Below are 25,710 nucleotides of genomic sequence, written 5' to 3'. Positions count from 1 at the left end.
GTAGATGCATGCCTTAGTTTTAAGTTGGCCTTCTCACCCTACGGTGGGCGGGCCATTTTTTCGTTCATCAATTTTAAGAAAGGAAGGAGCGTTATGAGCATATCCACCACCAAGCACGTCAACTTTACGATCATCGTCAACTGGAAGGAGAGGGGATTCGGATGTGCCAAGGCCTGCGCATACTGCAACTGGCGCGGCTCACCACTACTACCGCAAGGAGCCCAGTCCTTAGAAGATGTGACATCATTTATACGGCAGTGCAAGAAGTCGTTTATTACGATCAGTGGTGGCGGTGATCCCCTGTACCGATTCGATGAAAACTTTCCGGCATTGCTGTTGATGTCGGACAGCATTAAGGCCGAGGGCTACAAGGTCCGCGTCATTACCAGGGAGGTGCCGCATGTGGCGAAGTTGACGGGTATTGCTGACTACGTATCGATCTCCTTGGACGATGACGTTCTTCAGATGCTGGATAGCTATCAGCACCTATGGGATAGCTCAAGCCAACACCCAGATATCGAGTTCTCCTTGGTGCTTCCGCCTTTGCCAATGGCTGACCTATTGGAGTTGAAGCCGCAGTATGCAGCATTGCATAAGAGACTTAGAAGGCGACTGGTGCTGCGTGAGAACTTCAACAGCATCTTTCCTGTTGATGCGGCAGGAATGTCCTTCGGCCACAGCGGGATCGCCTTTGTGTCCAAGTCATTGTGCCTCAGTAGCCGGTATCTGTCGACCATTGATTGTTCGGGACATGAGATCGTTCAGGACAATGCAGCACTCGCTGTCTTCCTGATGGCGCATCCTGATGCTTACCTTTTTGGCGGCTTTGTCAGGCACCTAATAGACCCAGCGGTGCATCTTGAATATAGCGACATCGATGTAATCTTGCTCAGTACCGGCGTGATGGATACCTTGGCCCGTCAGTTTGGCTTTGCGTTCAAGGAGGTGTCGCCGGAAGGTGCCTATCCTCGCTATTTCATGGGCAAGTCAGTACGGGCAGGGAAGTCGGTCCAGCTGATACTGATGGATTCGACAGCCGATGCCAAGCGCTTCATCTTTAATGCGCAGTATGCCGTCGATCGCGTCGGGTTCAACAAGGGCTTCTTTTTCGATCCTCTGATTGGTGAGGATGCGATCCACGAAGCGATTCACAACAAGGTAGCACAGGCAGTTCCTGGCAGTCGGAGCATGGACCTATTTCAACCCGATAGGTCGCAGGTTGAGCTGCGGCATAAGTCCAAGCTCATCAAGAAAGGATTTCTAATCTCCAGCCATCAATAGCAGTATTCAGCATATAGCGGCACCTTAAGTCATCATCCCTCGCATCATCCCTCCTGGCACCAATTCCCCTCATCAAATCGTCGTTCGCAGTTTTTCAGAATTTCAGAATCCACCGCAGCATCAGCATTTCCCGCAGCACTCATCACACCAACTCATCCCACTAACCAATCATTTAATTATGAGGAGTACATATGCAAGCAACCATTTACGTCACGAACGAGGCCTATGAAACAGCACAAGCGATCAAGGACCTGGACTACTACGACCGGCTTAACTTGAGCGATGAGATGCCTGATTTCGACAAGCGGCCTGGCTACCATTTAAAAAACGCCAACGTACTCAAGTTGGCCGTGCTGCCTGTTGATGCAATGATCATTGACCCAGCTGCAATGGGCCATCCGATTGCACTGTCGGCTCCGGTCAGCCTGCGCGGCTGTATCTTTGATGGTGCTCCTAATCTTCCAGAAAAGTATGCAGACATCATCGCCTACTGGTCCGGCGCGAGCATCAACCTGAGTTCTTCCGGGGCCGCATATTTCCAATGCCCGCTTAACGAGTACATGGTGAACCTCGGACCTGATCCGCTGGGGGATCCGGTTGTCAATGATCGGCTGCTTTCTGAAGGTATCGTTATTTTGATCTCGGACATATCGAAGCAGTTGGATGGCCTGTCGCCTGATGCTTATATCGAAGTGAAGTTCCCCATTGATCCCGTGATGCTCGGTGTGGAGATCGATGACTTCCGTTCGTTGAAGGACTACGTGATGGAGAACGCACAAGGCCCTTATTTCGATCAGGTGTTCTTGAGGGTCTCCGACATCTTGCACTCACCTGACCCGGATCGAATTTATGTCGAGTTGTTGCGGAACGAACTTATCGACTACGGCTACTGGTACTGACAGCTAGCATCAGTAAGGGTGTTACGAATTTATCGCCATCTTATATGAAGGTGTTGATCACCTTCTAAATTTTAACTACAGGAGAATTTGTATGGAAAGTTTGATCAATAACGACACAGAAGTGAAGGTGCTGAAGACTGGAGTGTGTCCATCTCTGTCAGGTCGGTCCAGCCTGACTTACCACATCGGATGCAGAAGCGATCGGATTGACAAGGCTGGTGCTGAGTTCAATGACGGTGTCAGCTTTCGTATTCACGGTAACTCCGGGAGCGGCCTCTTCAGCGATCAATGGGTGCCCTCCACATCTCTGAAAACCATTTTTGATAAGGAGAAGTCGAAAGACGCAGTCACATCGTCGTCGCTCAATAGTGTGTTCGCTGGCAGGTCAGTCAATACCGCTGGCTTCATCCTGGCAGTGTTGAAGGCCGAAGGGCTTGTGATCCACATGGAAGATATGCGGCGCTATTACCAATGCGCCAATGCAGATCAGTTCTTTGTTGAGATGAAGATACTGGCCGACACCATTAATGTCGGTGAGTCGGGTATGGCCATCGAGAGCGATGACGTATCGACGGCTAAGCCTATGCAGATAGCGAAGTCGAAGAAGCGATAGATGGCACCAACGTAGTTGTAGTCCGGCTGTCTCTTGGAATGATAGAAACTAAGTTGTTGAGTTTAAAGAAGAAATTTCTTTTTTTTTCGCGACTTCCGGAGAGTGCTGAACAATAGCAGAACCACAACAGAAATTGGCGTGGATAATAAGTTACACACCATAATAAAGGAGCGCTTTTGCTCGCATCCGCAACATCGATAGTGTTAATTTGCATTGTCTGTTTATCTTTTCCAAGCATGCAGCAGGGAGCCATAGCCGGCTTGCTAATTATATTAATTCTTTGTCCCAAGGCTATTCTGGCAGCATTTTTTGTGCTGATAATTTTATTTTTCGCGGGATCTAAAATTAAATGAAGGAATGATATATGGCTATTGCTGAAGTGGCTAATGACGCTGCCTGGTAGGTGTTCGGCTGGAATACTCCAGTTTGCAAGCTATTAGGTGGATGGTTGTTCGGCAGCATTGTTGGCAATTTTTATGAGTTCCTTGTCGGTATAAGTCGATGCGTGAGGGGCAGAATTTCCCTGTGAATGCTCTGTCCCTCATTGTTTTTATGATTTTTTAAGGCCCAAATTTCATCGAAATCAAAGAGTTGCCCTACGTTTTACCGTCCACGAGGTCGAGCCAAGACGATTGCGTATTTATCATTCCAACCGGAAATTGATGATGCAGAGACGAATTTCCAAAGTAAATTGTAACTTCTAGTAGAAATATTGGCGGATCGGCAGTGTCGCTGTTGCGCCAAACTTGGTCAATTATCATGATTAAAAACTATTAATGAGATGTGAAATTTCATACACCAATGAGGATAAAAAGTAAACATAAATATGAAATTTGACTAATTTATCGAAAAATTTAGCTCGTTTAAACAACATTCCCAACCCGTTCAATTAACCCTATAACCAGCTCGGATTGAAGAATAAATGCAAACAGGAAACTATAGTAAAAATACAATTAACTCTGATCGTGTTGCTAATTATGCATCATCGCTGCCTGGTGTTTTGACACGCCTCCCTCTCCTTCCTACCGTTCAAGCGCGAAAACCAGAAGTTGTAGTGGTACCCGAGCGATCCAAGCCGCCGAAGCCAATGAGTATGAGCCTTTTCGTTCATCCACCAAAATCAGAGTCTCATCAAATACCATGCACTATTGAGAATGTTGAGTGTCTTCTAAAGGGGTATGGAGTTACTGTTAGATATAACATAATAATAAAGAAGTTAATTATAAATTTGCCAAAGCACAATGGGACTTATGAGAATAACGATCAAGTCACATTGAGTCATGTATCAAGTTTGGCGACTCTGAATAATATGGGAAATTCAAAAATTCCAGAATACTTGGAAGTGATAGGGGATAAGAATATATTCAACCCTGTTTCTGACTGGATCGAAAGCTCCAAGTGGGATGGCGTTGATAGATTGGAGAATTTCTATGAAACATTAATAGAGCGGGAAGGATATCCGAAAGCTCTAAAGCGAATTATTTTGAAACGTTGGCTAATTAGCGCAGTTGCTGCCGTACTAAAATATGAAGACTTTCATTGTCGTGGAGTACTTACTCTTCAGGGGCCTCAGTCCATAGGTAAAACTGCTTGGGTTAGCTCGCTTATTCCAAATCCGGCACTTCGACAAAGTTTGATTAAATTAGGGCATCACTTAGATGCATCAAATAAAGACACATTATTGACCGCAGTGAGTCACTGGATAGTAGAGATTGGAGAATTAGATAGCTCTTTCAAAAAGGATATTGCCAGGTTGAAGGGGTTTATTACCGATACTAGCGACAAAATAAGAAGGCCATACGCTAGAGGCGATTCTGAGTATCCTCGTAGAACTGTTTTCTGTGCTTCTGTAAATGATACAAACTTCTTAGTAGATCACACTGGAAATTCACGATGGTGGACTATCCCTGTTACCAAAGTTAAGCATGATCATGGTATTGACATGCAGCAACTCTTTGCCCAAATAGCGGTGGAATACCATGGAGGGGAGCAGTGGTGGCTGACTGAAAAGGAAGAGAACTTACTGGCGGAACAAAATAATAACCATGTGGTCGTGAATGCAGTGCATGAACTCTTGCGCGAATCGATTGATTTTGAACGATGCCATGAAGCGGGCCTTCCTGCAATGACGCCAACAACTATATTGAGTAGGCTCGGTATTGACAAACCCAATAATTCCCAATGCAAAGATGCTGCGGCTTTCTTACGTATGAATTTTGGGGATAGCAAGCGCGTGAACGGGAGTAATGTCTGGCGCGTTCCATTGATTCAGTCTAATGAAATAAATAATTACAGCAATTTTAAGGCGAGTGGGTCGAGCGGTTTGATGGAGGAAAAATTTATTCGTCAGGACTCTGAATATTAAGTGACATAACTGCGTTGTGGATGGAATTTCTTTTCCTTTAAACCACTGACTATGTTGCTGGTGGGGGAGGGGGTAGCAGTTTCTATGAGGTGTAAAACAGGAAGCTATGATATGCCCTCATCGCCAAAGCCGAGGGGCCGGCCCCCCCCCTCCCTCCCCCTCAAAATTGTGTCATGCCCCTTAAAGATCCTGCCACTGCATCGACTGTGTGTGAATCAATCTGCGTAATTGCAAATTAAGCAACATCCATCAAACTTCCCGATTTTCACGATAACAATTCCATTTATTTAAGGAGAGCATATATGCCCGTTGTAAAAATTACTGAAGCTTTTATAGCCACCGAACTGATCTGCCCCGAAGGGAAACTGAGGATCGAATATTGCGATCAAGACAATCCAGGACTCTACATTGAAGTCCGCGCCACGAGCCCTGGTAGAGGCACCTACTATCTTCGTTATAAGAATGATAGCAACAAGACAGCGCATCAGAAGATAGGCCGTACTTCTGATATGACGCTAGGGGATGCTCGGAAGAGGGCTAAAGTTCAGAAGGCTGAGATTGCCTTGGGTAGCGATCCGCGTGGTGAAGAGAGGGCGCGGAAGGCAGTAATCACTTACACGGAGTTCTTTGACAACCATTACCTTCCCTTCGCGACTTCCAGAAAACGGTCGTGGAAACGTGATGAGGAATTGTTCAGGCTACGTATCAAAGGAGTCTTTGGTAATAAGCGCCTCAATGAGCTTACACGGCAGCAGATCCAGACCTTCCATGCGTCAGTGAAGACCGAAGGACTGTCAGCAGCAAGTGCAGATCATCATCTCAAGCTCATCCGCCATTCTTTGAATCTTGCCGTGGAGTGGGGCATGTTGGAGAGGAACCCTGCTGCTGGCATCAAGCAGTTCAATGAAGATAACAAGGTGGAGCACTACCTTGACGACGACGAACTAGGGCGGCTGGTGTCGGTGCTGCGCGCCAATGATCCGCCAATGGTTTGCCAGGTGGCGCTGTTCCTGTTGTCTACTGGTGCTCGTCTGTCGGAAGCCTTGAACGCCGACTGGATACATATCGATAGACGGTCATGTGTATGGCGTATTCCGGCGACGAACTCCAAGTCTAAGCGTGTGCGTTCGATCCCGTTGAACAACAGTGCTATGGAGGTTCTCGACCAACTAGGCACTGAGGGTAAGTCGGACCATCTGTTCATCAACTTGCAGACCAAGGAGCGGCTGACTGCTGTGAATAAGGTCTGGGGGCGGCTGCGGGTGAAGGCCAATCTACCGCATCTGCGCTTACATGATCTTCGGCATCAGTTCGCTTCGTTCTTGGTCAATGCCGGCCACACTATCTACGAGGTACAGAAGATCCTTGGGCACTCGGACACGAAGGTAACCGAACGGTACGCGCACTTGTCGTTGAGGACGTTGGAGAGGGCGTCCAGTAGCGCGTCTGATGCATTGATGGGTGTTGGGCGGGCTGTGGCGAGTGTTCAGAATGTGATGTTGGCGGCGTAGAGGGCATAAGGCTGGGGCGGTGCAGTAGTAGCCGCCTTGTTCTCTTTGGACGGAAGCCGGACAGTTGTTTTTGCAATGAGTAACGTATTTCGCGTCTGGAAAGTTAGCGAATTATGTGTCACCATGATTGGTGTTCGGATAACTATTTAGAGCTCAGTGTACCAAGGTATCTCTGCTACTGTGGCGGCGGGGTCTATAAAAAAGAAGCACCAAAAATAAAGGTATGGGAATCATGTTTGATGTCTTTGGAAGCTATGTAAAAGAAAAGGATTTTGATGCATTCAAAGAGGACGTGTTGAATGCTATCGAAAAACTTGGTGAGGAAGTAAGATATAGAATAACTGATTCAGAGGAAATTGCAAAGCAAGCAGCGCTGGGGGCAATGGAGAGCTTTGAAAGAATTAAGAAGGCTGAGACTGACATTGCTAATGCCCTGACTGTATTGAAAAATCTAAATGGTGAGGCGAAAGATAAAGTTAAAAAAATTGACGCTGAAATTGCAGTCGTGGAAGAAAATAAATCTCAGTTGCTTGCGGAAATAGAGGTGGTTGGTGGTCTTTATGAAGAGGTTTTGAAGGCCAAGGAATCGGTGGGTTTGGCAACGGCTCAAGTAGATAAGAATATTGAAAAATTCAATAATGCACTAGCTAAGGCTGAGAAACTTCCGGAAGATATCGAATCTGCCAAAGAATTTTTGGAAGATAGTAAGGAGGTTAGCGATAGCATTCAAGACTTGCTTACTCATTCAATGAAAAGAAAAGCTGGTATAGATGAGCTTTATAAGCAGATAAACGGGTACGAAGTTAAGGACAGTGAAGGAAAATTAGAACATATCGATGGATTAAAAGAAGTATTGGAAAAGTCGTATTCCGATGTCGTTTCTAGAATAGATGGATTAGCTGAAGAAGTTCAGGGTCAAGTAGATTCTGTTACGAAATTTCATGAAAATGAGTTGAGTGAACATAAAAAATCTTTCGAAGATTTAATGTTAAGTTCGAATGATCGTATTGATGCTATTAATAATCAATTAACAGGATTGTTGCCGGGTGCGATGGCAGAGGGACTCAGTGCAGCATACGAGAAAAAGAAAGATGATGAAGTTGTCCTATTGAAAGATTTTGAATTTCAGTTTAAGGTTGCTATTGGCTTGATGGTTGCAGTGTCCCTTATTCCATTCTTTGTTGATGTTTATTTATTGGCAGAGAAGAACATCGAACTTGTCAAAGTAATACAGGATACGCCGAAACTTATTTTGGCAATTCTTCCTTTGTATTTTCCTGTTCTTTGGTTGGCACATTCACTAAATAAGAAAGTGAACTTATCTAAGAGATTGATTGAAGAGTACACTCATAAATCTGTGCTTGGGAAGACATTTTCTGGTCTTTCAAATCAAATTGACACACTTCCTAGTGATGGTGATACAAAGAATGAGCTACGTACGCGGTTATTGTTTAATTTGCTTCAAGTCAGCTCTGAGAATCCAGGGAAGCTTATTAGTGATTACAATAAGTCCGACCATCCATTGATGGATGTCATCGAGAGGAGCGCTAAGCTCACTGATGCAATGGGAACTTTAGCGAAAGTTCCCGGATTGTCAGCTATTACCAAGACAATAGTGGATCGAGCTGAAAAGAAACTGGAGGCCGAGGCAAAACGAGTAACGGAAGGTCTAGTCCTAAATGAAGCCTTGGAGGACGACAAGGAGGGCGGTTCATCCGCTTAAGCTGTTACATGTCAAACTGAAGATCAATGCCTGCGATCGGCTAAAAGGCAATACTCAAGGTTTGTAAAAATGAAAGCCACATATGTTGCCGGAAGATTCTTTAGTATCAAAAGATGTAGTTCGTGATTGTCTTGAACGGTCGGGCTACCTGATGGAGTCTCGCCTTGTTCGCGCACTGTCAGCGGCCGACTTTTTTGTCGAACCCAATGTATCTCATAAGGATCCACGTACTGGGAAAGCTCGGGAAATAGATCTTACAGCAGAGAGCGGTTTCGGTCCATTTCGTCCTGGCGTCACCGTTAAGACGACGTTCGTAATAGAGGCTGTTAACAACCGTTATCCAGTCGTTCTTCTTACGGAACGACCGTCAACACCCAATGCAGATTTCGAAAGTTACCTAAAATTTGGTATCACTCCCAACCCATGCCCGTTTCTTGATGGAATCGATATCTATGAAGAGAAGGCCGCTGATTGGGAAAATCTATTTTCTCAATACTGTGTGCTTAGTAAGAAGGACGGTCGGGAAGAGTTTATGGCAAGCCACCCCGATGATATCTACTCTTCAATTTTAAAAGCTGCTGAGTACACCGAAGATCAGATGATGGAATTTGAAAATTGGTCTTCAACTGAGCCTGACAAGTATTGGCGCATGTTTATTTGGCACCCCATTCTCGTTATAAGTGGTCAATTGCTTACGGCAAAACTTTCATCTAATGGGGAGCTTCTATTACAAGAGACCCCACTTGCCCGGCTTGAGTTCAATTGGCATGATGGTGATACTCGAAAGACCACAGTTATTGAAGTGATTCGAGAAGACTTTCTACTTGAACGTCTTGACTTTATACGAACCAAAGATGATGCGCTAGAAGAAAAAATTCACGCACAAAAGATAGATGGCGAATCGAAAGGAATTTCTTAGGAATGAAAAATCTAGTCGGATGCCACGTTCTGCCGAGTTGGGAAATTTCCTTTAGATGAAAATCTACATTTGGCCTATTGTGTTAAGCGGGTTACACGGTAACATTTTTCTTTAGTTTGAAGAGATATTAATCATCTAATAGGCCCGCTTTCGTTGAACTCCGGCTGTTCTGGATAGTCGATTTAGCGATATTTTGTGTCGGCTTGGTACGCTGACCGGGGTTTCAAAAAAAAGATCAGAAACGGATATTCGAATTTTAGAAAGGGCTCTTCATTACGCGCACGCTCCAGCTTATAGGAAATAATAGCGATGGCCAAACTTCGGCTTACGACTATAGTTTCCTAAAGACTCCGCCACCCTGCTAAAACAACAAGGAACCATGGTCATGGTGAAAAAATTTTCAGAAGAAGAAGTTCATCAGTATATATGGGCTAGTGGCATAGCAGGGCTCATTGCAGAAACCGACGTATTTGATGATTGGACTACCTCCTGCGTAGAACACGATGAAGATGGTGAATCCAACTTTGAGCTTTGGCGCTTGATAAAGCACAAAGCACTTGAAAAGTTGGGAAACCTTCATGGCAACATGACAGATAGTCAACTGATAGGCAGCAAGGTTAAACTTCCGACCGATGGTACGCGCCCAATGGAACTAGATTTCCTCGGACAACATGATGACGGTATCTTTATCCTTGAACTAAAAGTGGATCGGTCAGCCGAGCGAAATGCCTTCTCGGAGCTCTTGGGGTACAGCTACTACATCAGCGAAATGTTCGCTCTGTCGGGGCCTAAAGACATCACAAATGTGCTTGTTACACCGCTTTTCGCCAAGATGTCTAGGCACGCATTTCTGTACGACCTTTTGATCTCAGACCGGAACATCATCCTATATCAGCCCACATTTACGACCGACGAAATAGGTAGTCTTCGACTGGAACTCTACATCCCAAGCGATGAGGATTTTCAGCACTTTTCTAACGAACTACTTTCGCATGAGGCCATGACTTGTGTCGTTGCGTCTTTCCATGACATCGAAGGTTGGATCGACAGCGAGGAAGAAAACGGAAGCCTAAACGACTATACCGTTGAGCATCTCGAAGCTGTGAGTAGCTACTGTGCTCAGCTCATGGAAGCTGAACGACTGCATGGTTTCTGCTGGACCCGAAAGCGCTGGAAGGAAATTCCTGTCTTCTACGAGAACGCCTTGATCATATGTGCCCTAAATCCATTTCGCATCATCAATCCGCTCAGGAGCGAGCCTTTACTTGAGCAACTTGATCCTGAAGATGTAGTGTCGCTGCGAGAACTAGCAGAGTCTGGCTTTCACGGGCGGTTGCTATCGGTCGCTAAAAGGGCTTTGGAAGATACACTTACGAATAATCCCAGCATTGAACTTGAGATGCCTGAATGGTCAGTAATGGTGACCACAGGGATGGAAACGGTGTTTACTCATAATTTGGGCTTTCGACCGACCGGTATGTTGCGCGATGCTTATGTTGCGAACATAAATTCTCTTTTCGCCTACGAAGCAAGTGGTGGAAAATACTGCGACAATTCACCGTTGAAGGTCAATGAAACGTTCAATTGGTTCAAAGCGTGGACCTTCATGGAAGGCTGCGGTTTCAGCGCCAAGAACGAAATTGAGGACTATGAAGGTGACGAGGATATTGAGGACTGACGCTGCGTTAGCGACGCTTGGGTCGACGGAGGTTCGTTTTGACGTACTGAGTCCACCAGTCGTCTCAGTTTCCGTTCGGTGCCGGAGGAGCTAAGCCGTTGACTTGATTCAGGTTTTAGCTACCCTGATTTCGGTGTCTGTCAGTCGGTTTCGGTATCAGGTCGGTGTCTCAGGACTGGTGCGACGGCGCGTCGAAAACTTGTTGTAAATCATGAACTTCCTGACCATAGGTTTCCCGGAGCCTCGTTCTGTTAATCCGCAGGTCCCTGGTTCGAGTCCAGGTCGGGGAGCCAGAACATCAGCAGTATCGAAAAGCCCAGCCTTCACCGGTTGGGCTTTTTGCATTGTGGCCATGGTTCTCGTGACATTTCACGCTGATTTGCCGAAAAGCATCTGCCATACTTTCAGCGTACGTTTGCTGCCTCTCGATGAAAACAACCTTTCCTATGAAGAATCTCTGCGCCCTGGTGTTGATGCTTGCCGCCGGCATGGCCTACGCGCCCCTTGCCGGCGGCCAAGGACGCCAGGCGGCATCGGAAGCGAAGGTCAAACAGCAGATCATCGCCGAGTCGATCGCCGCCTATCCTGGCCGCTGCCCCTGTCCCTACAATGCCGCCAAGAATGGCAGCGCTTGCGGAGGGCGCAGCGCATGGAGCCGGAAGGGCGGTTACGCTCCCATCTGCTATGAGCGCGAAATCAGCAGCGAGATGGTGCGCAAGTGGCGCGAGGACAATGCCGCCGCGCTGTGACTATTACCCCGTGCGCAACGCTTCCAGCGCCAGATAGCCTGGCTGCACTTGCGCGGCGATGGCGGCCAGGCCGCTTGTCGCGGCCACTGGCGGGTCGCCTTGGTAGGCCGTGCCGTATTTCGCATGCACGCCGCCCCGCGCGCGCATCGCTTGCAACTGTGCCGGCGTGGGGGTGATGCCGAAGTGCGTCAATACATCGCTGAACAGGATATCTGGCAATTGCTTGTAGTGAATTAACTGCAGCTGGCCGGCGGCGGCATGGGGCAGGGCCGCGTCGAACAGGCTGGCCAGCACGAGGCCCGTATAGCCATCGATATCGCCGGGCGCCAGCTGGTGCGGGGGCAGCGGCAGTTGTGCCGGGTGCAGCATGCCGGGCACCATTTGCGGGCCGCGCTGGCGCTGGTGCGATGCCAGCACGGCCAGCGGTTCGCGGTAGACGAACAGGCAGGGCGTGCCGGGAAACGCCTTCAGCAGCAAGTCCAGGTTGTGGATGTGCCAGCAATCGAACTTGATGAAGAAATGTGTCTCTTCGCCCGTACGGCGCTGGCCCAGGGCCAGGATAGCCTGGCGCAGCAGGGCGATGCCGTCGCTGCCCGCCATGCCATCGTGATGCAGACGCAGCAGCGAGTCGATCACGGTTGGCTCAGATAGCACCACGCATTGCGGCAAGGTCGCCAGCAATTGCGTCAGCAGGGTCGAACCACAGCGCGAGACGTGGAAGATGAAGGCGTCGGGCGTCAGGCAATCGCCAAGCGTGGCGAGCGCCGCCAGCGGCGTGTGGCAGACGCGGCGCTCCTCATGCGGCTGGCGTGCCAGGGTGTTGATAAAGAATGGTTCGCTGAACGGCTGCCGGCCCAGGTCGCGCCAGCAGAGGGACACCTCGTCCGTTTGCGCATCGTGCTGTGCAAAGAGTGGATACCAGCGGCGCATGTCCATGCCCGCATGCCAGGGAACAACAGTGCCTCTGGCCAGCAAGCCTTCCTGCTGGGTCAGGCCATGCCGGGCGCTCATGGCGCGTTCCCAACGCCGCCGGCTAATGCTGCCAATTCGCTGGCCAGCGCCAGGCTGGCGGGCGAGGGGGACAGCCGCAGCTGGGCGATGACGGCCCGCACATTGCCATCGTTGATGCTGGGGTCGCCATATTTATGGGCCGCTTTCGGCACGAAACCGGCCGAGGCGAACAGCGTTTCGAGCCAGGCATTGGTGATACAGTCGAGCACGAGGTGGATGCGCGGCGCCGTGCCTTGGTTGTGCACGGCGTGCAGGCAACTGGCGTCCATGTACCAGGCGCGGCCGGCCGTGAAGTGCACGTTCTCGCCGTCAATGCTGAACACGACCTGCGGCGTAGTGTGGATGGGGATGTGGATGCGGATCAATCCATCGGCCAGCGACGTGCCGGCGTCGCGGTGGGCGCGGATGATGGCGCCCGGCGCCAAAGCCATCAGGCGCGCGGCGCGGATGTCGCAGGCGAAGCTGGCGAGGACCTCGCGCAGGCAGGGACAGCGCGCCAGTTGCGGCGTGCCGGCATAGGCTGCGCCGTCGACGGGCATGATGTCGCCAGCTGCTCCGCCCGGCGAGCGCAGCGGCACGCAACTCCAGCCCGTGTCGTAGGCGCCCGTATTGAAATGATGGATCCACTCGTCCGTGGCGAACCGGTCGCTGTCGCGCTGCATGCGCGCCACGTCAAAGCGCAGCGGCAGCCGCAGCCAGGTGCTGGGTGGAGTCGGCGCCGCCACTATGGCGCGCTCCATTCCAGTTGATTCTGCACCTCGTTTTCCCCGCGCAATCGGAAGCCCAGCCGCTGGTACAGCGCGCGCGCGGCGGTGTTGCTTTTGTTGACGGCAAGGTGGATCCGGCATTGCTGCGCGCCCGCTTGCGCCTGCAGGCCGCGCAGCACGGCGCTGCCTGCGCCCTGGCCTTGCGCGGCGGGCAGGATGGCGATGTCGACCAGGTGCAGCACCTGATCCTGGCGGTCCAGGACCAGGCGCCCGATGGGCGTGTCGCCATGCTGCAGCACCAGATATGCGGCGTGCGGATACGCTTGGCGATAGCCGTGGCTTTGCATGCGCTGCTGCATGGCGATCAGCTGCTCGATGACGGCGGGATCGGCCGGCATCTGGCGCAAGTCGTCGCGCGTGGAGCTGTACAGCGCGGCGGCAAAGCCATCGTCGTCGTCGCGCTGGACGCGCAACTGGTAGGGGGCGGAAAGCGGCAAGTCGTGCATCGGTGCTCCGGCAGGTGGTGGCAAATGCGCAGGCGTATATTTATTTGCTATGCTGCCAATTTTTCCGCGTACTTGCAATCATTTCAAGGAAGCTGCCATGCATTCTGTCTTTATCCCGCCTTTTCCGTGGAGTTGCCCGTGGAGTTGCGCGTGACCTCGGCGCGCGCGGAACTGGCCGCCATGGCGGCCGCGCTGTGCGATCCGCAGCGTACCCTGGCCAGCCTGGTCGGCGAAACGGTGCAGCTGCGCCAGCTCGTCGAGCGCCATTCGCGCCTGCCCATGGACCGGCAGGATGGCTTGCGCGACGGCGAAAGTTTTCTCCCCAGCGGCTGGGCCATCTCGCCCGTGCAGGCGGGCCTGTGCGCGCGCGAGCCGTACCGCAGCGCCGCCTTCATCCAAGGCCTGGCGCAGGCCGTGCGCGAGCTGCTGGCCGTGAACGGTGGGCGTCCCGTGCGCGTGCTGTATGCGGGCTGCGGCCCGTTCGCACTGCTGGCCCTGCCGGTGATGGCCGTGCTGAGTGCGACCCAGGTGCAGTTTGCCATCCTCGACGTGCATATGGAAACCCTGGACTATGCGCGCGAACTGATCGCCGCCTTGGGCCTGGATAGCCACATCGACGAATACATCTGCGCCGACGCGGCCGCCTATCAAATGCCTGCGGGCGCCATGCCGGACGTGATCGTCAGCGAAACCATGAATACGGCGCTGGGCAAGGAGCCGCAGGTGGCCATCCTGCGCAACCTGCACGCGCAAGCGCCTGCGGCGGCGCTGCTGCCGGCGGCCGTCACCGTGCACCTGGGCCTGGACCGGCGCAGCCCCGGCGAGCCGTGCACGGACTGGGGCCCCGTGTTTGCGCTCGATGCGGACGCCTTGCGCGCCTGGCAGGGGGAGCAGGGCGACAGGCTTCCGGCCGCCAGCATCCGCCTGCCTGACGTGCTGGAGCAGGCGCCGCGTTTGCTCACGCGCATCCGCGTGTATGGCGACATCGTCCTGGGCGACCACGAGTGCAGCCTGAACCTGCCATTGCCTTTGCCGGACAAGCCCTCGTTGGCTGGCGGCAGCGTGCTGGACTTCCATTACCGCCTGGGCGGCCAGCCGGGGCTGGCGTTTTGCCTGCGTGAAAAACAGGAATTGCCCGAGCCAAATTCCCATTAGTAATACTACATTGGCAGACAATTTACTTCTGTAGGATAATATGGAACCGGTTCCATCTATGCGCAAATGCAATTTGGCGCAATCATCGAAGTCAATAAAACAACAAGTCTTGCGGGAGTCTCATGAACCATCCAGACACTGAACCATCTGCAACATCCGTTTCATCCCTTCCCCGCATCAGCCGCCGCCACGCCCTGATCGGCCTGGCCGCCTTGCTGGCGCAGGCCGGTTTCTGGAGCAATCCCCTGTCCGCCGCCATGCAGGCCCCGGCCAGCGCGCCGGCGACGGGCCTGGCCCCTGCCACCATGCTGTTCTACACCTTGTCGCAAACGATCACGGGCCACCGCGATCTGTCCGCCGCGACGGCGGCGCGCATCGAGCAAGCCATGCGCAGCAACGTGCCCGGCTTCGCCGAGCGCTTGCCGCAGCTGGGCGCGCTGCTCGTCACGGGCCAGGAAGCGAAGACCTTGCTGGCGGCCGCCACCGCCGCCGATGCGGGGCTGCGCGAGCTGGCGCTGGCCATCGTCGCCGCCTGGTACACGGGCACCGTCGCCGGCAACGCGGCGCAGGGTACGAAATCCATCGTCGTCGCCTACGCCGAGGCCTTGATGTACCGCACGGTGGCCGATGGCCAGGTCGTGCCGACTTACTGCAATTACGGTCCCCTGTGGTGGCTGAAGGCGCCGCCGGCCGTGCGCGTTTCCGCACCCGTGGAACCGAAACCCGTGCCCGCGCCGGCCACCACCGGCACCCCTGAACCGAAAGGCAAGCAAGCAAAATGAAATCACCCCAATTCAAGAGCAATGGCGACGTCGTCGCCGATGTCGTCATCGTCGGCACGGGCGTCGTCGGCGCCATGATGGCCGACCAGCTGGCCGCGCAAGGTCACTCCGTGATCATGCTGGAAGCGGGCCTGCGCATCGAGCGTGGTCAAGCCGTGGAAAACTGGCGCAACATGCCCTTCGAAAACCGCGTCGGTTCCGACTTCCAGGGCCTGTATCCGCAAGCGGAAAACGCGCCCGCACCGCTGTATTTCCCGAAGAATAACTATGTGGAAGTATCCGGTCCCAACGGCAGCAGTTTCCAGCAGGGCTATCTGCGCACGGTGGGCGGCACGACCTGGCACTGGGCCGCGTCGTGCTGGCGCCATCTGCCGTCCGACATGCGGATGAAAAGCGATTACGGGGTAGGGCGCGACTGGGCCATTTCCTACGATGAACTGGAACCGTACTATTGCCGCGCCGAGCAGGAAATGGGCGTGGCCGGCCCCAACGATCCGGCCCTGCAATCGCCGAGCGAGCGCAGCGCACCGTACCCGATGGACATGGTGCCCTGGGGCTATGGCGACAAGCGCTTCGCCGAAGTGGTCAACCCGCACGGCTACCGTTCCGTGCCGATTCCGCAAGGCCGTTCGACGCGCCCATGGCAGGGCCGTCCCACCTGCTGCGGCAACAACAATTGCCAGCCGATCTGCCCCATCGGCGCCATGTACAACGGCATCCACCACGTGGAGCGGGCCGAGCTGAAGGGCGCGGGCGTGCTGGCCGAGGCCGTCGTCTACCGCATCGACACGGACCACAACAACAGAGTGACGGCCGTGCACTGGTATGACGCGAAAAAACAGTCGCATATGGCGACGGGCAAGGCTTTCGTGATTGCCTGCAACGGCATCGAAACGCCGCGTTTGCTATTGCTGGCGGCCAACAAGAACAATCCGAACGGCATCGCCAACAGTTCCGACCAGGTGGGCCGCAACATGATGGACCACTCGGGTTTCCACTGTACCTTCCTTGCCAATGAACCGATCTGGACGGGCCGTGGCCCCGCGCAAAGCAGCTGCCTGGTGGGCCCGCGCGACGGCGCCTTCCGTGCGCAGTATTCGGCCAACAAGATGATCCTCAATAACATCACGCGTGTCGGGCCTGCTACCCAGCAGTCCTTGAAGCTGGGCCTGGTGGGCAAGGACCTCGACGATGAGATTCGCCGCCGCGCCGCGTTCGGCGTGGACTTGTCGATCAGCCTGGAACCGCTGCCCGAAGCGCATAACCGCCTGACCCTGAGCAAGACGCGCAAGGACCCGCTGGGCCTGGCCTGCCCCGACATTTACTATGACGTGGGCGACTACGTGCGCGATGGCGCGAAGGCCGCGCATGCGCAGCTCAAGCACATCGGCAAGCTGTTCGGCGCCGTGGAATTCCATATCACCGACAGCCTGAACGCGAATAACCACATCATGGGCGGCGTCATCATGGGTTCGAATCGTATTGACTCCGTGGTCGACGGCAATTGCCGCGCCCACGACCACGCCAACCTGTGGCTGCCGGGCGGCGGCGCCATGCCGTCGGCCAGCGTCGTCAACACCACCCTCAGCATGGCCGCGCTCGGTTTGCGCGCTGCCGACGACATCGCCCGCACCCTGGCAAGGGAGGCTGCATGATGCGCCGTTTATTGCTGAGCCTGGCCTTGGCGGCCGGCTTGCCGCTGGCCGCGCACGCTGCGCCGCTGGCGCCGCCCGTCACCCTGACGCCGGACCGTCCGGCCGTGCCTGCCGCCGCCAAACCCGATGCGCGCCTGGAGCGGGGCCGCTACCTGGCCATCGCCGCCGATTGCATGGCGTGCCATACGGCAGCGGGCGGCAAGCCGTATGCGGGTGGCTATGCCATCGACTCGCCGCTGGGCACGATCTACGCGACGAATATCACGCCATCGAAAAAAGGCGGCATCGGCCACTACACGGAAGCCGACTTTGCGCGCGCCCTGCGCGAAGGCGTGCGCGCCGATGGCAGCCACCTGTATCCGGCCATGCCCTACACCAGCTATGCGCAGCTGACGGATGCGGACGTGGGCGACCTGTATTACTACTTCATGCAGGCCGTCAAGCCCGTCGACGAGCCGGCGCGCCAGACGGCGTTGCCGTTCCCGTTCAATGTGCGTCTGTCCATGCTGGGCTGGAATACCTTGTTCCTCGACAATAAACGCTTCGTGCCGGATCCGGCGAAGAGCGCGCAGATCAACCGCGGCGCCTACCTGGCCGAAGGCCTGGCGCACTGCAGCGCCTGCCATACACCGCGTAATGCGCTGATGGCGGAAATCGGCAGCCAGACCCTGGCCGGCGCGTCGCTCGGCTCCTGGCATGCGCCCAACATCACGTCGGACAAGGTCAGCGGCATCGGCGCGTGGACGGATGCGGAACTCACGGCTTACCTGAAGACGGGCCATGTGGAAGGCAAGGGGCAGGCGGCGGGCGGCATGGCCGAAGCCATCCAGAACAGCCTGCAATTTTTGCGTGACGACGATGTGGCCGCCATCGTCGCGTGGCTGCGCACGGTGCCGCCCGTGCGCGCACCGGGCCAGACCAAGGCTGCCTTCAGCCATGGCAGCGCCGCCAGCGAAGAACCGCTGCTGCGCGGCATGGCCGCTTCCACCGAGCATCATTCGCTCAATAGCGGCGCCGTGCTGTTTTCCGGCTACTGCGCCAGCTGCCACTCGGCCAGCGGCGCCGGCAGCACGGGACAAAGCTATCCGGCCCTGTTCAACAATACGGCGACGGGCGGCAACACCCCGGCCAACCTGGTGTCTGCCATCTTGTTTGGCGTCGAGCGCAAGATCGAAGGGGAAGAGCACGAGGCGTTCATGCCCCGTTTCGACCAGCGCTCCTACGTGCAGCCGTTGACGGACGAGCAGATCGCGTCGATCGCCAATTACGTGCTGAAGCAGTATGGCAACCCGGACGTATCCGTCTCGCCGGCCTACGTGGCGCAGGCGCGCAGCGGCGGCGAGAAACCCGTGCTGGCGCGGGCGCAACCGTTCATGCTGCCGGGCGGCATCGTGGGCATCCTGCTGCTGATCGCGCTGTTTGTGTGGCTGCGCCGGCGCCGCCAACGCAAGGAATAAGTGTCGAAACGGCGGCGAATATGAACGTTGGGCGCAACTTGCAGTAAAATGCAGGCTGAAAAATGGTTACGAGCAATCGTAGCCATTTTTTATTCTGGCCCGATCCTGGCGATTGTCTTCGCCCTATTTGAAAATTGACAATGTCCCATTCCCTGCATCACCAATTTCTACGTTTCGCCGCCGTCGGCGCTTCCGGCACGGCCGTGCAATACAGCGTGCTGTGGGGCGGCGTGGAATGGGCCGGCATCAGCGCCGCCGCCGCGTCCGGCATCGGCTACATCCTCGGTTCCGTCGTCAACTACCTTCTCAATTACTTTTTCACGTTTAAAAGCGACAAGGGCCATGGCGAGGCGGCCAGCAAATATTTCACCTTGCTGGGCATCGGCTGGTGCATCAATACGGGCCTGATGTGGCTGCTGGTACACCAGCTGGGCTGGTATTACTGGCTGGCGCAGGTGCTGGCGACGGGCATCGGGCTGGTCTGGAATTTTGCGGGCAGCCGCTGGTGGGCCTTCAAACCGGCTGGCGCAGCGACCAAGTAAATAGTTGCAAGAAAAAATGCGCTAGGCCAAGACCTGGCGCGCGGTTTCACCAAAACAAGGGGTTAATCATGCAGTTCCTGGAACGCTATTTCAAACTGAAGGACAACGGGACCAATGTGCGCACGGAGCTGCTGGCCGGCCTGACCACGTTCCTGACGATGGCCTACATCATCTTCGTCAACCCGTCCATCCTCGGCGACGCGGGCATGCCGAAGGATTCCGTCTTTGTCGCCACCTGCCTGGCGGCCGCCATCGGCACCCTGATCATGGGACTGTACGCGAACTACCCGATCGCGCTGGCGCCGGGCATGGGCTTGAATGCGTATTTCTCGTACACGGTGGTCAAGGGCATGGGCATGAGCTGGGAAGTGGCGCTGGGCGCCGTTTTTATTTCCGGCTGCCTGTTCATCCTGGTCAGCCTGTTCAAGGTGCGCGAGATGATCATCAACAGCATCCCGCCCGCGCTGCGCACGGCGATCACCGTGGGTATCGGCTTGTTCCTGGCCATCATTTCCCTGAAAAGCGCTGGCGTGGTGGTGTCGAACCCGGCCACCATCATCGCGCTGGGTGATTTGCACCAGGCGGCGCCCATCCTGGCCATCCTCGGCTTTTTCATCATCGTCGCGCTGGACCGCCTGAAAGTGCCGGGCGCCATCCTGATCGGCATCCTCGCCATCACGATTGCCAGTTTCTTCTTTGGCGGCAACCAGTTCAACGGCATCGTCTCGGCGCCACCGGCCATCGAGCCGACCTTGTTCAAGCTCGACATCATGGGCGCGCTGTCGATCGGCATCGTCAACGTGGTGCTGGTGTTTTTCCTGGTCGAACTGTTCGATGCGACGGGCACCCTGATGGGCGTGGCCAACCGTGCCGGTCTGCTGAAAGACGGCAAGATGGAACGCATGAACAAGGCCTTGCTGGCCGACAGCACGGCCATTGCCGCCGGCGCTTGCCTGGGCACGTCGAGCACGACGGCCTTCGTGGAAAGCGCTGCTGGCGTGCAAGCGGGCGGACGCACGGGCTTGACGGCCGTGGCTGTCGCGCTGCTGTTCCTGGGCAGCCTGTTCTTCGCTCCGCTGGCGCACACGGTGCCGCCGTACGCGACGGCGCCCGCGTTGCTGTACGTGGCTTGTTTGATGTTGCGCGAATTGACTTTCATCGACTGGGATGACAGCACGGAAAGCATTCCGGCCGCCATCACGGCGCTGATGATGCCATTTACGTATTCCGTGGCCAGCGGCGTCGCCTTCGGCTTCATCACCTATGCCGTATTGAAACTGCTGACGGGCAAGGGCAAGCAGGTGTCCGTAGTGGCTTACATCATCGCCGCCATCTTCCTGTTCAAGTTTATCTACTTGGGCGAATAGCGGGTTTGCCGCCGCAATGACAGGGCCGCCCGTGCATCCGCACCGGCGGCCTTTTTTGATGGCGCAGCCTACATCAGCAGCGCCGCGACCAGGTCTTTTTTGGCCTCGCCGGCGCTGCCGTCGAAGCGCAGGGCCGCTTCCACGTGCGCCAAATGCTCGACCATCAGGCGCGCCGCCAGGTCCGCGTCGCCGCTGCGCGCCGCCTCGAGAAAGCGGCCGTGCTCGTCGCACGAGCAGGCGGCATCATGGCCCGACTGGTACAGCATGGTGATGAGCGAACTGCGGCCCACCAGTTCGCGCACGATGTCGCGCAGCACGGCGTTGCCGGCGATATCGGCCAGCAAGACGTGGAAGTCGCCCAGCAGTTGCGAGCGCAGCGGCGTCGCCTGGGCCAGCGCCTGGCGTTCCGCTTTCAGGTGGCGCTCGAGCATCCTGTAGTCGGCAGGCTTGGCCCGCGCAACGAATTCGCGCGCCAGTGCCGCCTCGATGATGCGCCGGGCGGCAAAGATGTCGCGCGCCTCCGCTTCGGTCGGCTGGCTGACGAAGGCGCCCTTGTCGGGCACCATGCGTATGAGTTTGTCTTTGGAGAGGATGAGCAGGGCGGCGCGGATCTTGGTGCGGCTGACGCCGTACAGCCGGCACAGCGCCTCTTCGCGCAGCCGCGTGCCGGGTGGCAATTGGCGTGCCACGATGGCGGCCGCCATATGCGCGGCAATGTCCGCCGAGCTGTCGCCGCTGCCGGGATTGTCCACCAGTGTTGCGCTTGATTCTGTCATGTCGGGTGAGAGCAGTAAGCCAGGGGCAAGGTGCGCCTTGCAAGCGCATGTCTGCGCGGGGGCGTGGTCGACGCTCCGCTGCCGGCATGCCGTTGTGCGCCTTGCGTGTCGGCAAGGCCTGGCTATTCTACTATCTTGCGTGGCGCCACGCAGACGGGCGCAGCCAGCCGGCGAGGCTTGCTCCCTGGCGGCCAGTTTTGCTGGCCATGCAGCAACAACTGGACATGGGAAATTTTGACGTATATAATTCGGCCTCCTTTCCCTGATAGCTCAGTTGGTAGAGCGACGGACTGTTAATCCGCAGGTCCCTGGTTCGAGTCCAGGTCGGGGAGCCAGAACAAGCAGCAGCAAAAGGCCACGTGGCAACACGTGGCCTTTTTTGTCATGCGCGCATGGTTTTCCGTTCACGCTAGCCACCGCTTCAGCGCATCAACGGCACGCGCGGTGTTCCCTGATCAGGGATCCACAAACACGTCGAAACGCACCTTCAGCGGGCTGCCCCACGAGATATCCACCCAGGCACGGAAGCCGCCGTTATATGGCGCGATGTTGTACACGGCCATGCGGGCTGAGCCGATGAAGCGGTTCTGGGGAGTGGCGCCATATTCGCTGATGTTGAGCAATACGCGCGAATTGGCCTTCACGTTGGCGTTGGCGAAGTTGACCGAAGGATGCACGCCATTGGCTGTCCACGTGTAGTAGGTGGTGAAGGCGGCGGCGCTCAGGTTCAGGTCCTGTGCGGCCGCGTCTTGCGAGGCCTGGCCGTCCTGCTCCAGCGGCAGGTCGGTGGTTTCCGGGGCCAGGTTGCTGCCCGTGTGATTTTCTACTTTCATTTCCATGATGTACTCCTCATCGATAGTTTGGACACCGCGCCTGTCGTTGTGCGGCAAGACGCCCTATCTGTGTTGCCGTGACGGCCAGTGTCACGTCCGGGCTGATAAGGTAGCCGCCTGCTCCATGCTGTTGGAGTAATTCATTCTAGGCATACACAGGGGTAGAAAGCGCGCTGGGCCGCTGGAAAAGCGGCGCTCGCTTGTGCTGGCGCAAACACCTTGCAGGCAAGCGGCAAGAACTTTTCCTGCAGGCTATTTTTACGGGGGCGCCACGCGTGCCGTGCAGGACAATGGCACAATAGGCCCAGCCGACCTGCCGATACGGAACCCGTTGCGAGCCTAGCCCATGCCGATATTGAACCTGAGTGCCGAAACCGATATCTATTACGAACTGATCGAAGGCGACCCCGCCAAGCCCTGCCTGGTATTCCTGCATGAGGGGCTCGGTTGCTGTGCGATGTGGAAAGATTTTCCTGCGCAGCTATGCCAGGCGACGGGCTGCCGCGGCTTGTTGTACGACCGCCACGGCTATGGGCAGTCGTCGCCGCTGGCGGCGCGCCGCCAGCTCCATTATCTGCACGACTACGCGCTGTGCGAGCTGCCGCAAGTGCTGGCGGCACTGCTGCCGGGACAGGACCATTTTCTCGTCGGCCACTCCGATGGTGGCAGCATCGCCCTGATCTATGCGGCGCAGCAGCCGCCGCGCTTGCGCGGCATCATCACCGAGGCGGCGCATGTGTTTGTCGAAGGCATCACGCTCGATGGCATACGCGAGGCGGACGCGGCATTCGGCGCGGGCAAGTTGCGCGCGCTGGCGAAATACCATGGCGACAAGACGGAAACGATTTTCAAGGCCTGGTCGGACACCTGGCTCAGCTATGGCTTCCAGTTCTGGAACATCGAGTATCTGCTGCCTTCCGTTGAATGTCCGGCGCTGGTGGTGCAGGGCAGCGAGGACCAGTACGGCAGCGCGGCCCAGGTCGACACCATCGTGGCGCAGGCGCTCAACGCCATGCCCGCCATGGTCGAGCAGTGCGGCCATACGCCGCACCAGGAGCAGCCACAGGCATTGCTGGCGCTGATGGAAGGCTTTTTGCAGGGCCGCATGGACGCGGCCACTCATCCGAGACACGCATGATAGACCACCTCGATCACCTGGTATTGACCACCCGCGACAAGGCTGCCTGCATCGATTTCTATACGCGTGTGCTGGGCATGCGGCTCGAAACGTTTGGCGCCGGCCGCCAGGCCTTCAAGTTTGGCGCGCAAAAGATCAATCTGCATGAGGCCGGCAAGGAATTTCTGCCCAAGGCGGATTTGCCCACGCCCGGCGCGCTGGACCTGTGCTTCATCGCCGCCGTCCCGCTCGACGTGTTCATCGCCCACCTGGCGGCGCTGGGGATTGCCATCGAGGAAGGGCCGGTGGCCCGCACGGGCGCCAACTGGCCCATCCGCTCCGTGTATCTGCGCGACCCGGACCGCAATCTGATCGAAGTGTCCGAGCGCGCCTGAGGTTCACCCCGACGCTCAATGGCAGGCGGGATCGTTGTCCCAGCGGCCCGAGCAGATGCGCGAACGGCACAGCATGCCTTCGATCAGGCCCAGCTGCTGACAGCGCTGCAACAGTTCCGCCGTTTCCTCGTCCTGTTTGCGCAGCACCACGTCGCGCACGGGCACTGCCGTGCCTGCTTGCCGGTGCGCATGGGCCACCATCGCCGTCAGCAAGGCGACGTCGCTGTCGCCGGGCGCGGCAGCCGGCTTCGCGCCTTGTGGGCGGGCGGCCGCCTGGCGCACGGGCGCTAGCACCTTGCGTGGCGCGCTCACTGCTGCCACCTCGGGCAAGGGCGGCCCCGCCGTATTGACGATAGTGGCGGCCTGCACCGGGGGCGCCGGGTATTGCGGCACCGTTGGCGCCGGTATTGCGGGCGCCGCCATGGCAATGGCGGGCGCCGGCGGCAGCGGCGGGACGTCCGTGTCGTAGGCGAGCACGGCCGTGATCAGCACCGCCAGGCACAGCGCGCCAGCGGCTCCGTGCCGCCAGCCGGGGCGCCAGCGCAGGGCTGGCTTGGCCACAGGCGCGGCGGCGCCGTGCTCGAGCTGCGACAGGATGCCCTTGCCTTCGATGCGCGCGCCAGCCGCGCCGGCCTTGCTCAGCAGGTCAGGACCGCGCGCCTGGCCATCCCCGGTTTTCAGTAAAGACAAAATATCACCTCCGCAGTGGATCAAATTCAACTGACCTTGATGTAAACCGCGCCCATGCGGGCCGCGCACGCCTACGATCTAGCGATACCGCCGAGCAATGGATTGCCCGGCCCCGCCGATTCCCGTCACGGAGCGCCCCATGTTCGTCGCCCTGGTCCTGATGTATTTTCTGCTCGCCTGTCTTGCCTGCTGGCTGCTGCTGTTTCCCGGCGGCCGCGCCATCGTGCTGCACACGCTCGTCAACCTGGGCTGGCGCATGCAGCGGCGTGCACATGGGTTGCAGCGGGGCGGCGGGGCGCAGTGGCAGCGCGTGCAGCAACACACGGGCTCGGGCATGGCGCGCGCCTGGCAGCTGCTGTGGCGGCATCGCTGGCTGAGTCTGGCAGGCAGCGTGCTGGTCATCGTGCCGCCGCTGCTGGCCTGGCTGTCCAGCGACCGCATCGCCCTGCGCGGTTATGCCGACCAGCAACACGTCATTAATGACCAGGTCAGTGACTTGCTGAAGGGCGAGCAGCTGGTGCCGCCACCGACCTTGCCGCCGCTGCTGTTTTCCACGGCGGAAGTAACGCAGCTGCGCCCGCTGCTGGGCGGCGCCAGCCGCAACTGGCAATTGCTCGACCACGATTTCGCGCAGCGTCTGCTGCTGGTCTTCAAGATCATGAAAGACGTGCATGGATACGACATGGTCTTGCTGGAAGGCTACCGCAGCCCCGCGCGCCAGGATCAATTGGCGGCGGCCGGCCCGAACGTGACGAACGCGAGGGCATTTCAAAGCTATCACCAGTATGGCCTGGCGGCCGATTGCGCATTCATGCATGAAGGAAAGCTCATCATTTCTGAAAAAAATGCCTGGGCCATGCGCGGCTACCGTTTATATGGCGTGACGGCCGAATCGGTGGGCCTGCGCTGGGGCGGACGCTGGACCATGATGGATTTTGGCCACACGGAATTGCCGCAACCGCGCGTGCTGGGCAAGTAA

At 56.3% G+C, this 25,710-nt stretch carries 24 protein-coding genes and 1 tRNA gene; 19 read left to right on the top strand and 6 right to left on the bottom strand.

The window, feature by feature from the left end:
- Nucleotides 1-93: 93 nt before the first annotated feature.
- From SKZ59_RS21790 to SKZ59_RS21750, 9 genes are all read left to right on the top strand, one after another.
- A complete protein-coding gene (locus SKZ59_RS21790; protein WP_319992928.1) occupies nt 94-1,281 on the top strand; it encodes a radical SAM protein in 1,188 nt (395 codons plus the stop codon).
- A gap of 191 nt (nt 1,282-1,472) precedes the next feature.
- Complete coding sequence (locus tag SKZ59_RS21785; protein ID WP_319992927.1) at nt 1,473-2,180, top strand: hypothetical protein; 708 nt, start codon at nt 1,473-1,475, stop codon at nt 2,178-2,180.
- A gap of 91 nt (nt 2,181-2,271) precedes the next feature.
- Complete coding sequence (locus tag SKZ59_RS21780) at nt 2,272-2,793, top strand: hypothetical protein (protein ID WP_319992926.1); 522 nt, start codon at nt 2,272-2,274, stop codon at nt 2,791-2,793.
- Nucleotides 2,794-3,715: 922 nt separating this feature from the next.
- Nucleotides 3,716-5,158, top strand: coding sequence for a VapE domain-containing protein (locus SKZ59_RS21775; RefSeq protein ID WP_319992925.1), 1,443 nt, complete (start codon nt 3,716-3,718; stop codon nt 5,156-5,158).
- A 302-nt stretch (nt 5,159-5,460) separates the two neighbouring features.
- Entirely contained in the window at nt 5,461-6,669 is a 1,209-nt protein-coding gene (locus tag SKZ59_RS21770) for a tyrosine-type recombinase/integrase (protein WP_319992924.1), read from the top strand.
- 232 nt (nt 6,670-6,901) lie between these two features.
- Entirely contained in the window at nt 6,902-8,392 is a 1,491-nt protein-coding gene (locus SKZ59_RS21765; protein WP_319992923.1) for a hypothetical protein, read from the top strand.
- An 82-nt stretch (nt 8,393-8,474) separates the two neighbouring features.
- The gene (locus SKZ59_RS21760) at nt 8,475-9,311 is read left to right on the top strand and encodes a hypothetical protein (RefSeq protein ID WP_319992922.1); all 837 of its coding nucleotides are present in this window, start codon (nt 8,475-8,477) and stop codon (nt 9,309-9,311) included.
- 385 nt (nt 9,312-9,696) lie between these two features.
- Nucleotides 9,697-10,989 carry a hypothetical protein gene (locus SKZ59_RS21755; RefSeq protein WP_319992921.1) on the top strand — a complete coding sequence of 431 codons (1,293 nt, stop codon included), beginning with the start codon at nt 9,697-9,699 and terminating at the stop codon, nt 10,987-10,989.
- Nucleotides 10,990-11,435: 446 nt separating this feature from the next.
- Nucleotides 11,436-11,738 (top strand): hypothetical protein, encoded by a 303-nt coding sequence (locus tag SKZ59_RS21750; RefSeq protein WP_217653626.1) that lies wholly within the window; start codon nt 11,436-11,438, stop codon nt 11,736-11,738.
- A gap of 3 nt (nt 11,739-11,741) precedes the next feature.
- Here SKZ59_RS21750 and SKZ59_RS21745 read toward each other — a convergent pair whose 3' ends face one another.
- Genes SKZ59_RS21745 through SKZ59_RS21735 form a run of 3 tightly spaced genes read right to left on the bottom strand, consistent with a single transcriptional unit; the run spans nt 11,742 to nt 13,962 of the window.
- Nucleotides 11,742-12,749, bottom strand: a complete 1,008-nt coding sequence (locus tag SKZ59_RS21745; protein WP_319992920.1) for a sulfotransferase — start codon at nt 12,747-12,749, stop codon at nt 11,742-11,744.
- Nucleotides 12,746-13,489: an aspartyl/asparaginyl beta-hydroxylase domain-containing protein gene (locus SKZ59_RS21740; RefSeq protein WP_319992919.1), complete on the bottom strand. Its 744-nt coding sequence runs from the start codon at nt 13,487-13,489 to the stop codon at nt 12,746-12,748. Before SKZ59_RS21740 ends, SKZ59_RS21745 begins: the two co-directional genes overlap by 4 nt.
- Nucleotides 13,474-13,962 carry a GNAT family N-acetyltransferase gene (locus tag SKZ59_RS21735; RefSeq protein WP_319992918.1) on the bottom strand — a complete coding sequence of 163 codons (489 nt, stop codon included), beginning with the start codon at nt 13,960-13,962 and terminating at the stop codon, nt 13,474-13,476. Before SKZ59_RS21735 ends, SKZ59_RS21740 begins: the two co-directional genes overlap by 16 nt.
- A gap of 138 nt (nt 13,963-14,100) precedes the next feature.
- On the opposite strand from SKZ59_RS21735, the gene SKZ59_RS21730 reads away from it, so the two are divergent.
- The 6 genes from SKZ59_RS21730 (at nt 14,101) to SKZ59_RS21705 (ending at nt 20,920) form a co-directional block, all read left to right on the top strand.
- Complete coding sequence (locus SKZ59_RS21730) at nt 14,101-15,117, top strand: hypothetical protein (RefSeq protein WP_319992917.1); 1,017 nt, start codon at nt 14,101-14,103, stop codon at nt 15,115-15,117.
- Between the two features lie 122 nt (nt 15,118-15,239).
- Nucleotides 15,240-15,899 (top strand): sugar dehydrogenase complex small subunit, encoded by a 660-nt coding sequence (locus tag SKZ59_RS21725; RefSeq protein ID WP_319992916.1) that lies wholly within the window; start codon nt 15,240-15,242, stop codon nt 15,897-15,899.
- On the top strand, nt 15,896-17,554 hold the full coding sequence (locus tag SKZ59_RS21720) for a GMC family oxidoreductase (RefSeq protein ID WP_319992915.1): 1,659 nt from the start codon (nt 15,896-15,898) through the stop codon (nt 17,552-17,554). Before SKZ59_RS21725 ends, SKZ59_RS21720 begins: the two co-directional genes overlap by 4 nt.
- Entirely contained in the window at nt 17,551-19,011 is a 1,461-nt protein-coding gene (locus tag SKZ59_RS21715; RefSeq protein ID WP_319992914.1) for a c-type cytochrome, read from the top strand. The genes SKZ59_RS21720 and SKZ59_RS21715 overlap by 4 nt, the downstream gene beginning before the upstream one ends.
- A gap of 140 nt (nt 19,012-19,151) precedes the next feature.
- Nucleotides 19,152-19,553, top strand: coding sequence for a GtrA family protein (locus SKZ59_RS21710; protein WP_034750164.1), 402 nt, complete (start codon nt 19,152-19,154; stop codon nt 19,551-19,553).
- A 68-nt stretch (nt 19,554-19,621) separates the two neighbouring features.
- Nucleotides 19,622-20,920, top strand: coding sequence for an NCS2 family permease (locus tag SKZ59_RS21705; protein ID WP_070302267.1), 1,299 nt, complete (start codon nt 19,622-19,624; stop codon nt 20,918-20,920).
- Nucleotides 20,921-20,988: 68 nt separating this feature from the next.
- On the opposite strand, the gene SKZ59_RS21700 is transcribed toward SKZ59_RS21705, so the two are convergent.
- Nucleotides 20,989-21,696, bottom strand: coding sequence for a GntR family transcriptional regulator (locus SKZ59_RS21700; protein ID WP_070302264.1), 708 nt, complete (start codon nt 21,694-21,696; stop codon nt 20,989-20,991).
- Between the two features lie 259 nt (nt 21,697-21,955).
- Here SKZ59_RS21700 and SKZ59_RS21695 point away from each other — a divergent pair.
- Nucleotides 21,956-22,031 (top strand) — tRNA-Asn (locus tag SKZ59_RS21695).
- A gap of 120 nt (nt 22,032-22,151) precedes the next feature.
- Here SKZ59_RS21695 and SKZ59_RS21690 read toward each other — a convergent pair.
- Nucleotides 22,152-22,535, bottom strand: a complete 384-nt coding sequence (locus SKZ59_RS21690; RefSeq protein ID WP_223278793.1) for a hypothetical protein — start codon at nt 22,533-22,535, stop codon at nt 22,152-22,154.
- Nucleotides 22,536-22,875: 340 nt separating this feature from the next.
- On the opposite strand from SKZ59_RS21690, the gene SKZ59_RS21685 reads away from it, so the two are divergent.
- Nucleotides 22,876-23,667 (top strand): alpha/beta fold hydrolase, encoded by a 792-nt coding sequence (locus SKZ59_RS21685; protein WP_070302263.1) that lies wholly within the window; start codon nt 22,876-22,878, stop codon nt 23,665-23,667.
- Complete coding sequence (locus SKZ59_RS21680) at nt 23,664-24,041, top strand: VOC family protein (protein WP_319992913.1); 378 nt, start codon at nt 23,664-23,666, stop codon at nt 24,039-24,041. The genes SKZ59_RS21685 and SKZ59_RS21680 overlap by 4 nt, the downstream gene beginning before the upstream one ends.
- 15 nt (nt 24,042-24,056) lie before the next feature.
- Here the strand turns inward: SKZ59_RS21680 and SKZ59_RS21675 are convergent, their stop codons facing one another.
- Entirely contained in the window at nt 24,057-24,731 is a 675-nt protein-coding gene (locus SKZ59_RS21675; RefSeq protein WP_319992912.1) for a hypothetical protein, read from the bottom strand.
- 139 nt (nt 24,732-24,870) lie between these two features.
- On the opposite strand from SKZ59_RS21675, the gene SKZ59_RS21670 reads away from it, so the two are divergent.
- Complete coding sequence (locus SKZ59_RS21670) at nt 24,871-25,710, top strand: M15 family metallopeptidase (protein ID WP_319992911.1); 840 nt, start codon at nt 24,871-24,873, stop codon at nt 25,708-25,710.

The sequence above is a fragment of the Janthinobacterium sp. GMG2 genome, assembly GCF_033949445.1.
Classification (GTDB): Bacteria; Pseudomonadota; Gammaproteobacteria; order Burkholderiales; family Burkholderiaceae_D; genus Janthinobacterium; species Janthinobacterium aestuarii.
Note: the sequence above shows the minus strand (reverse complement) of the source record. Positions and strands in the feature narration are given on the sequence as shown.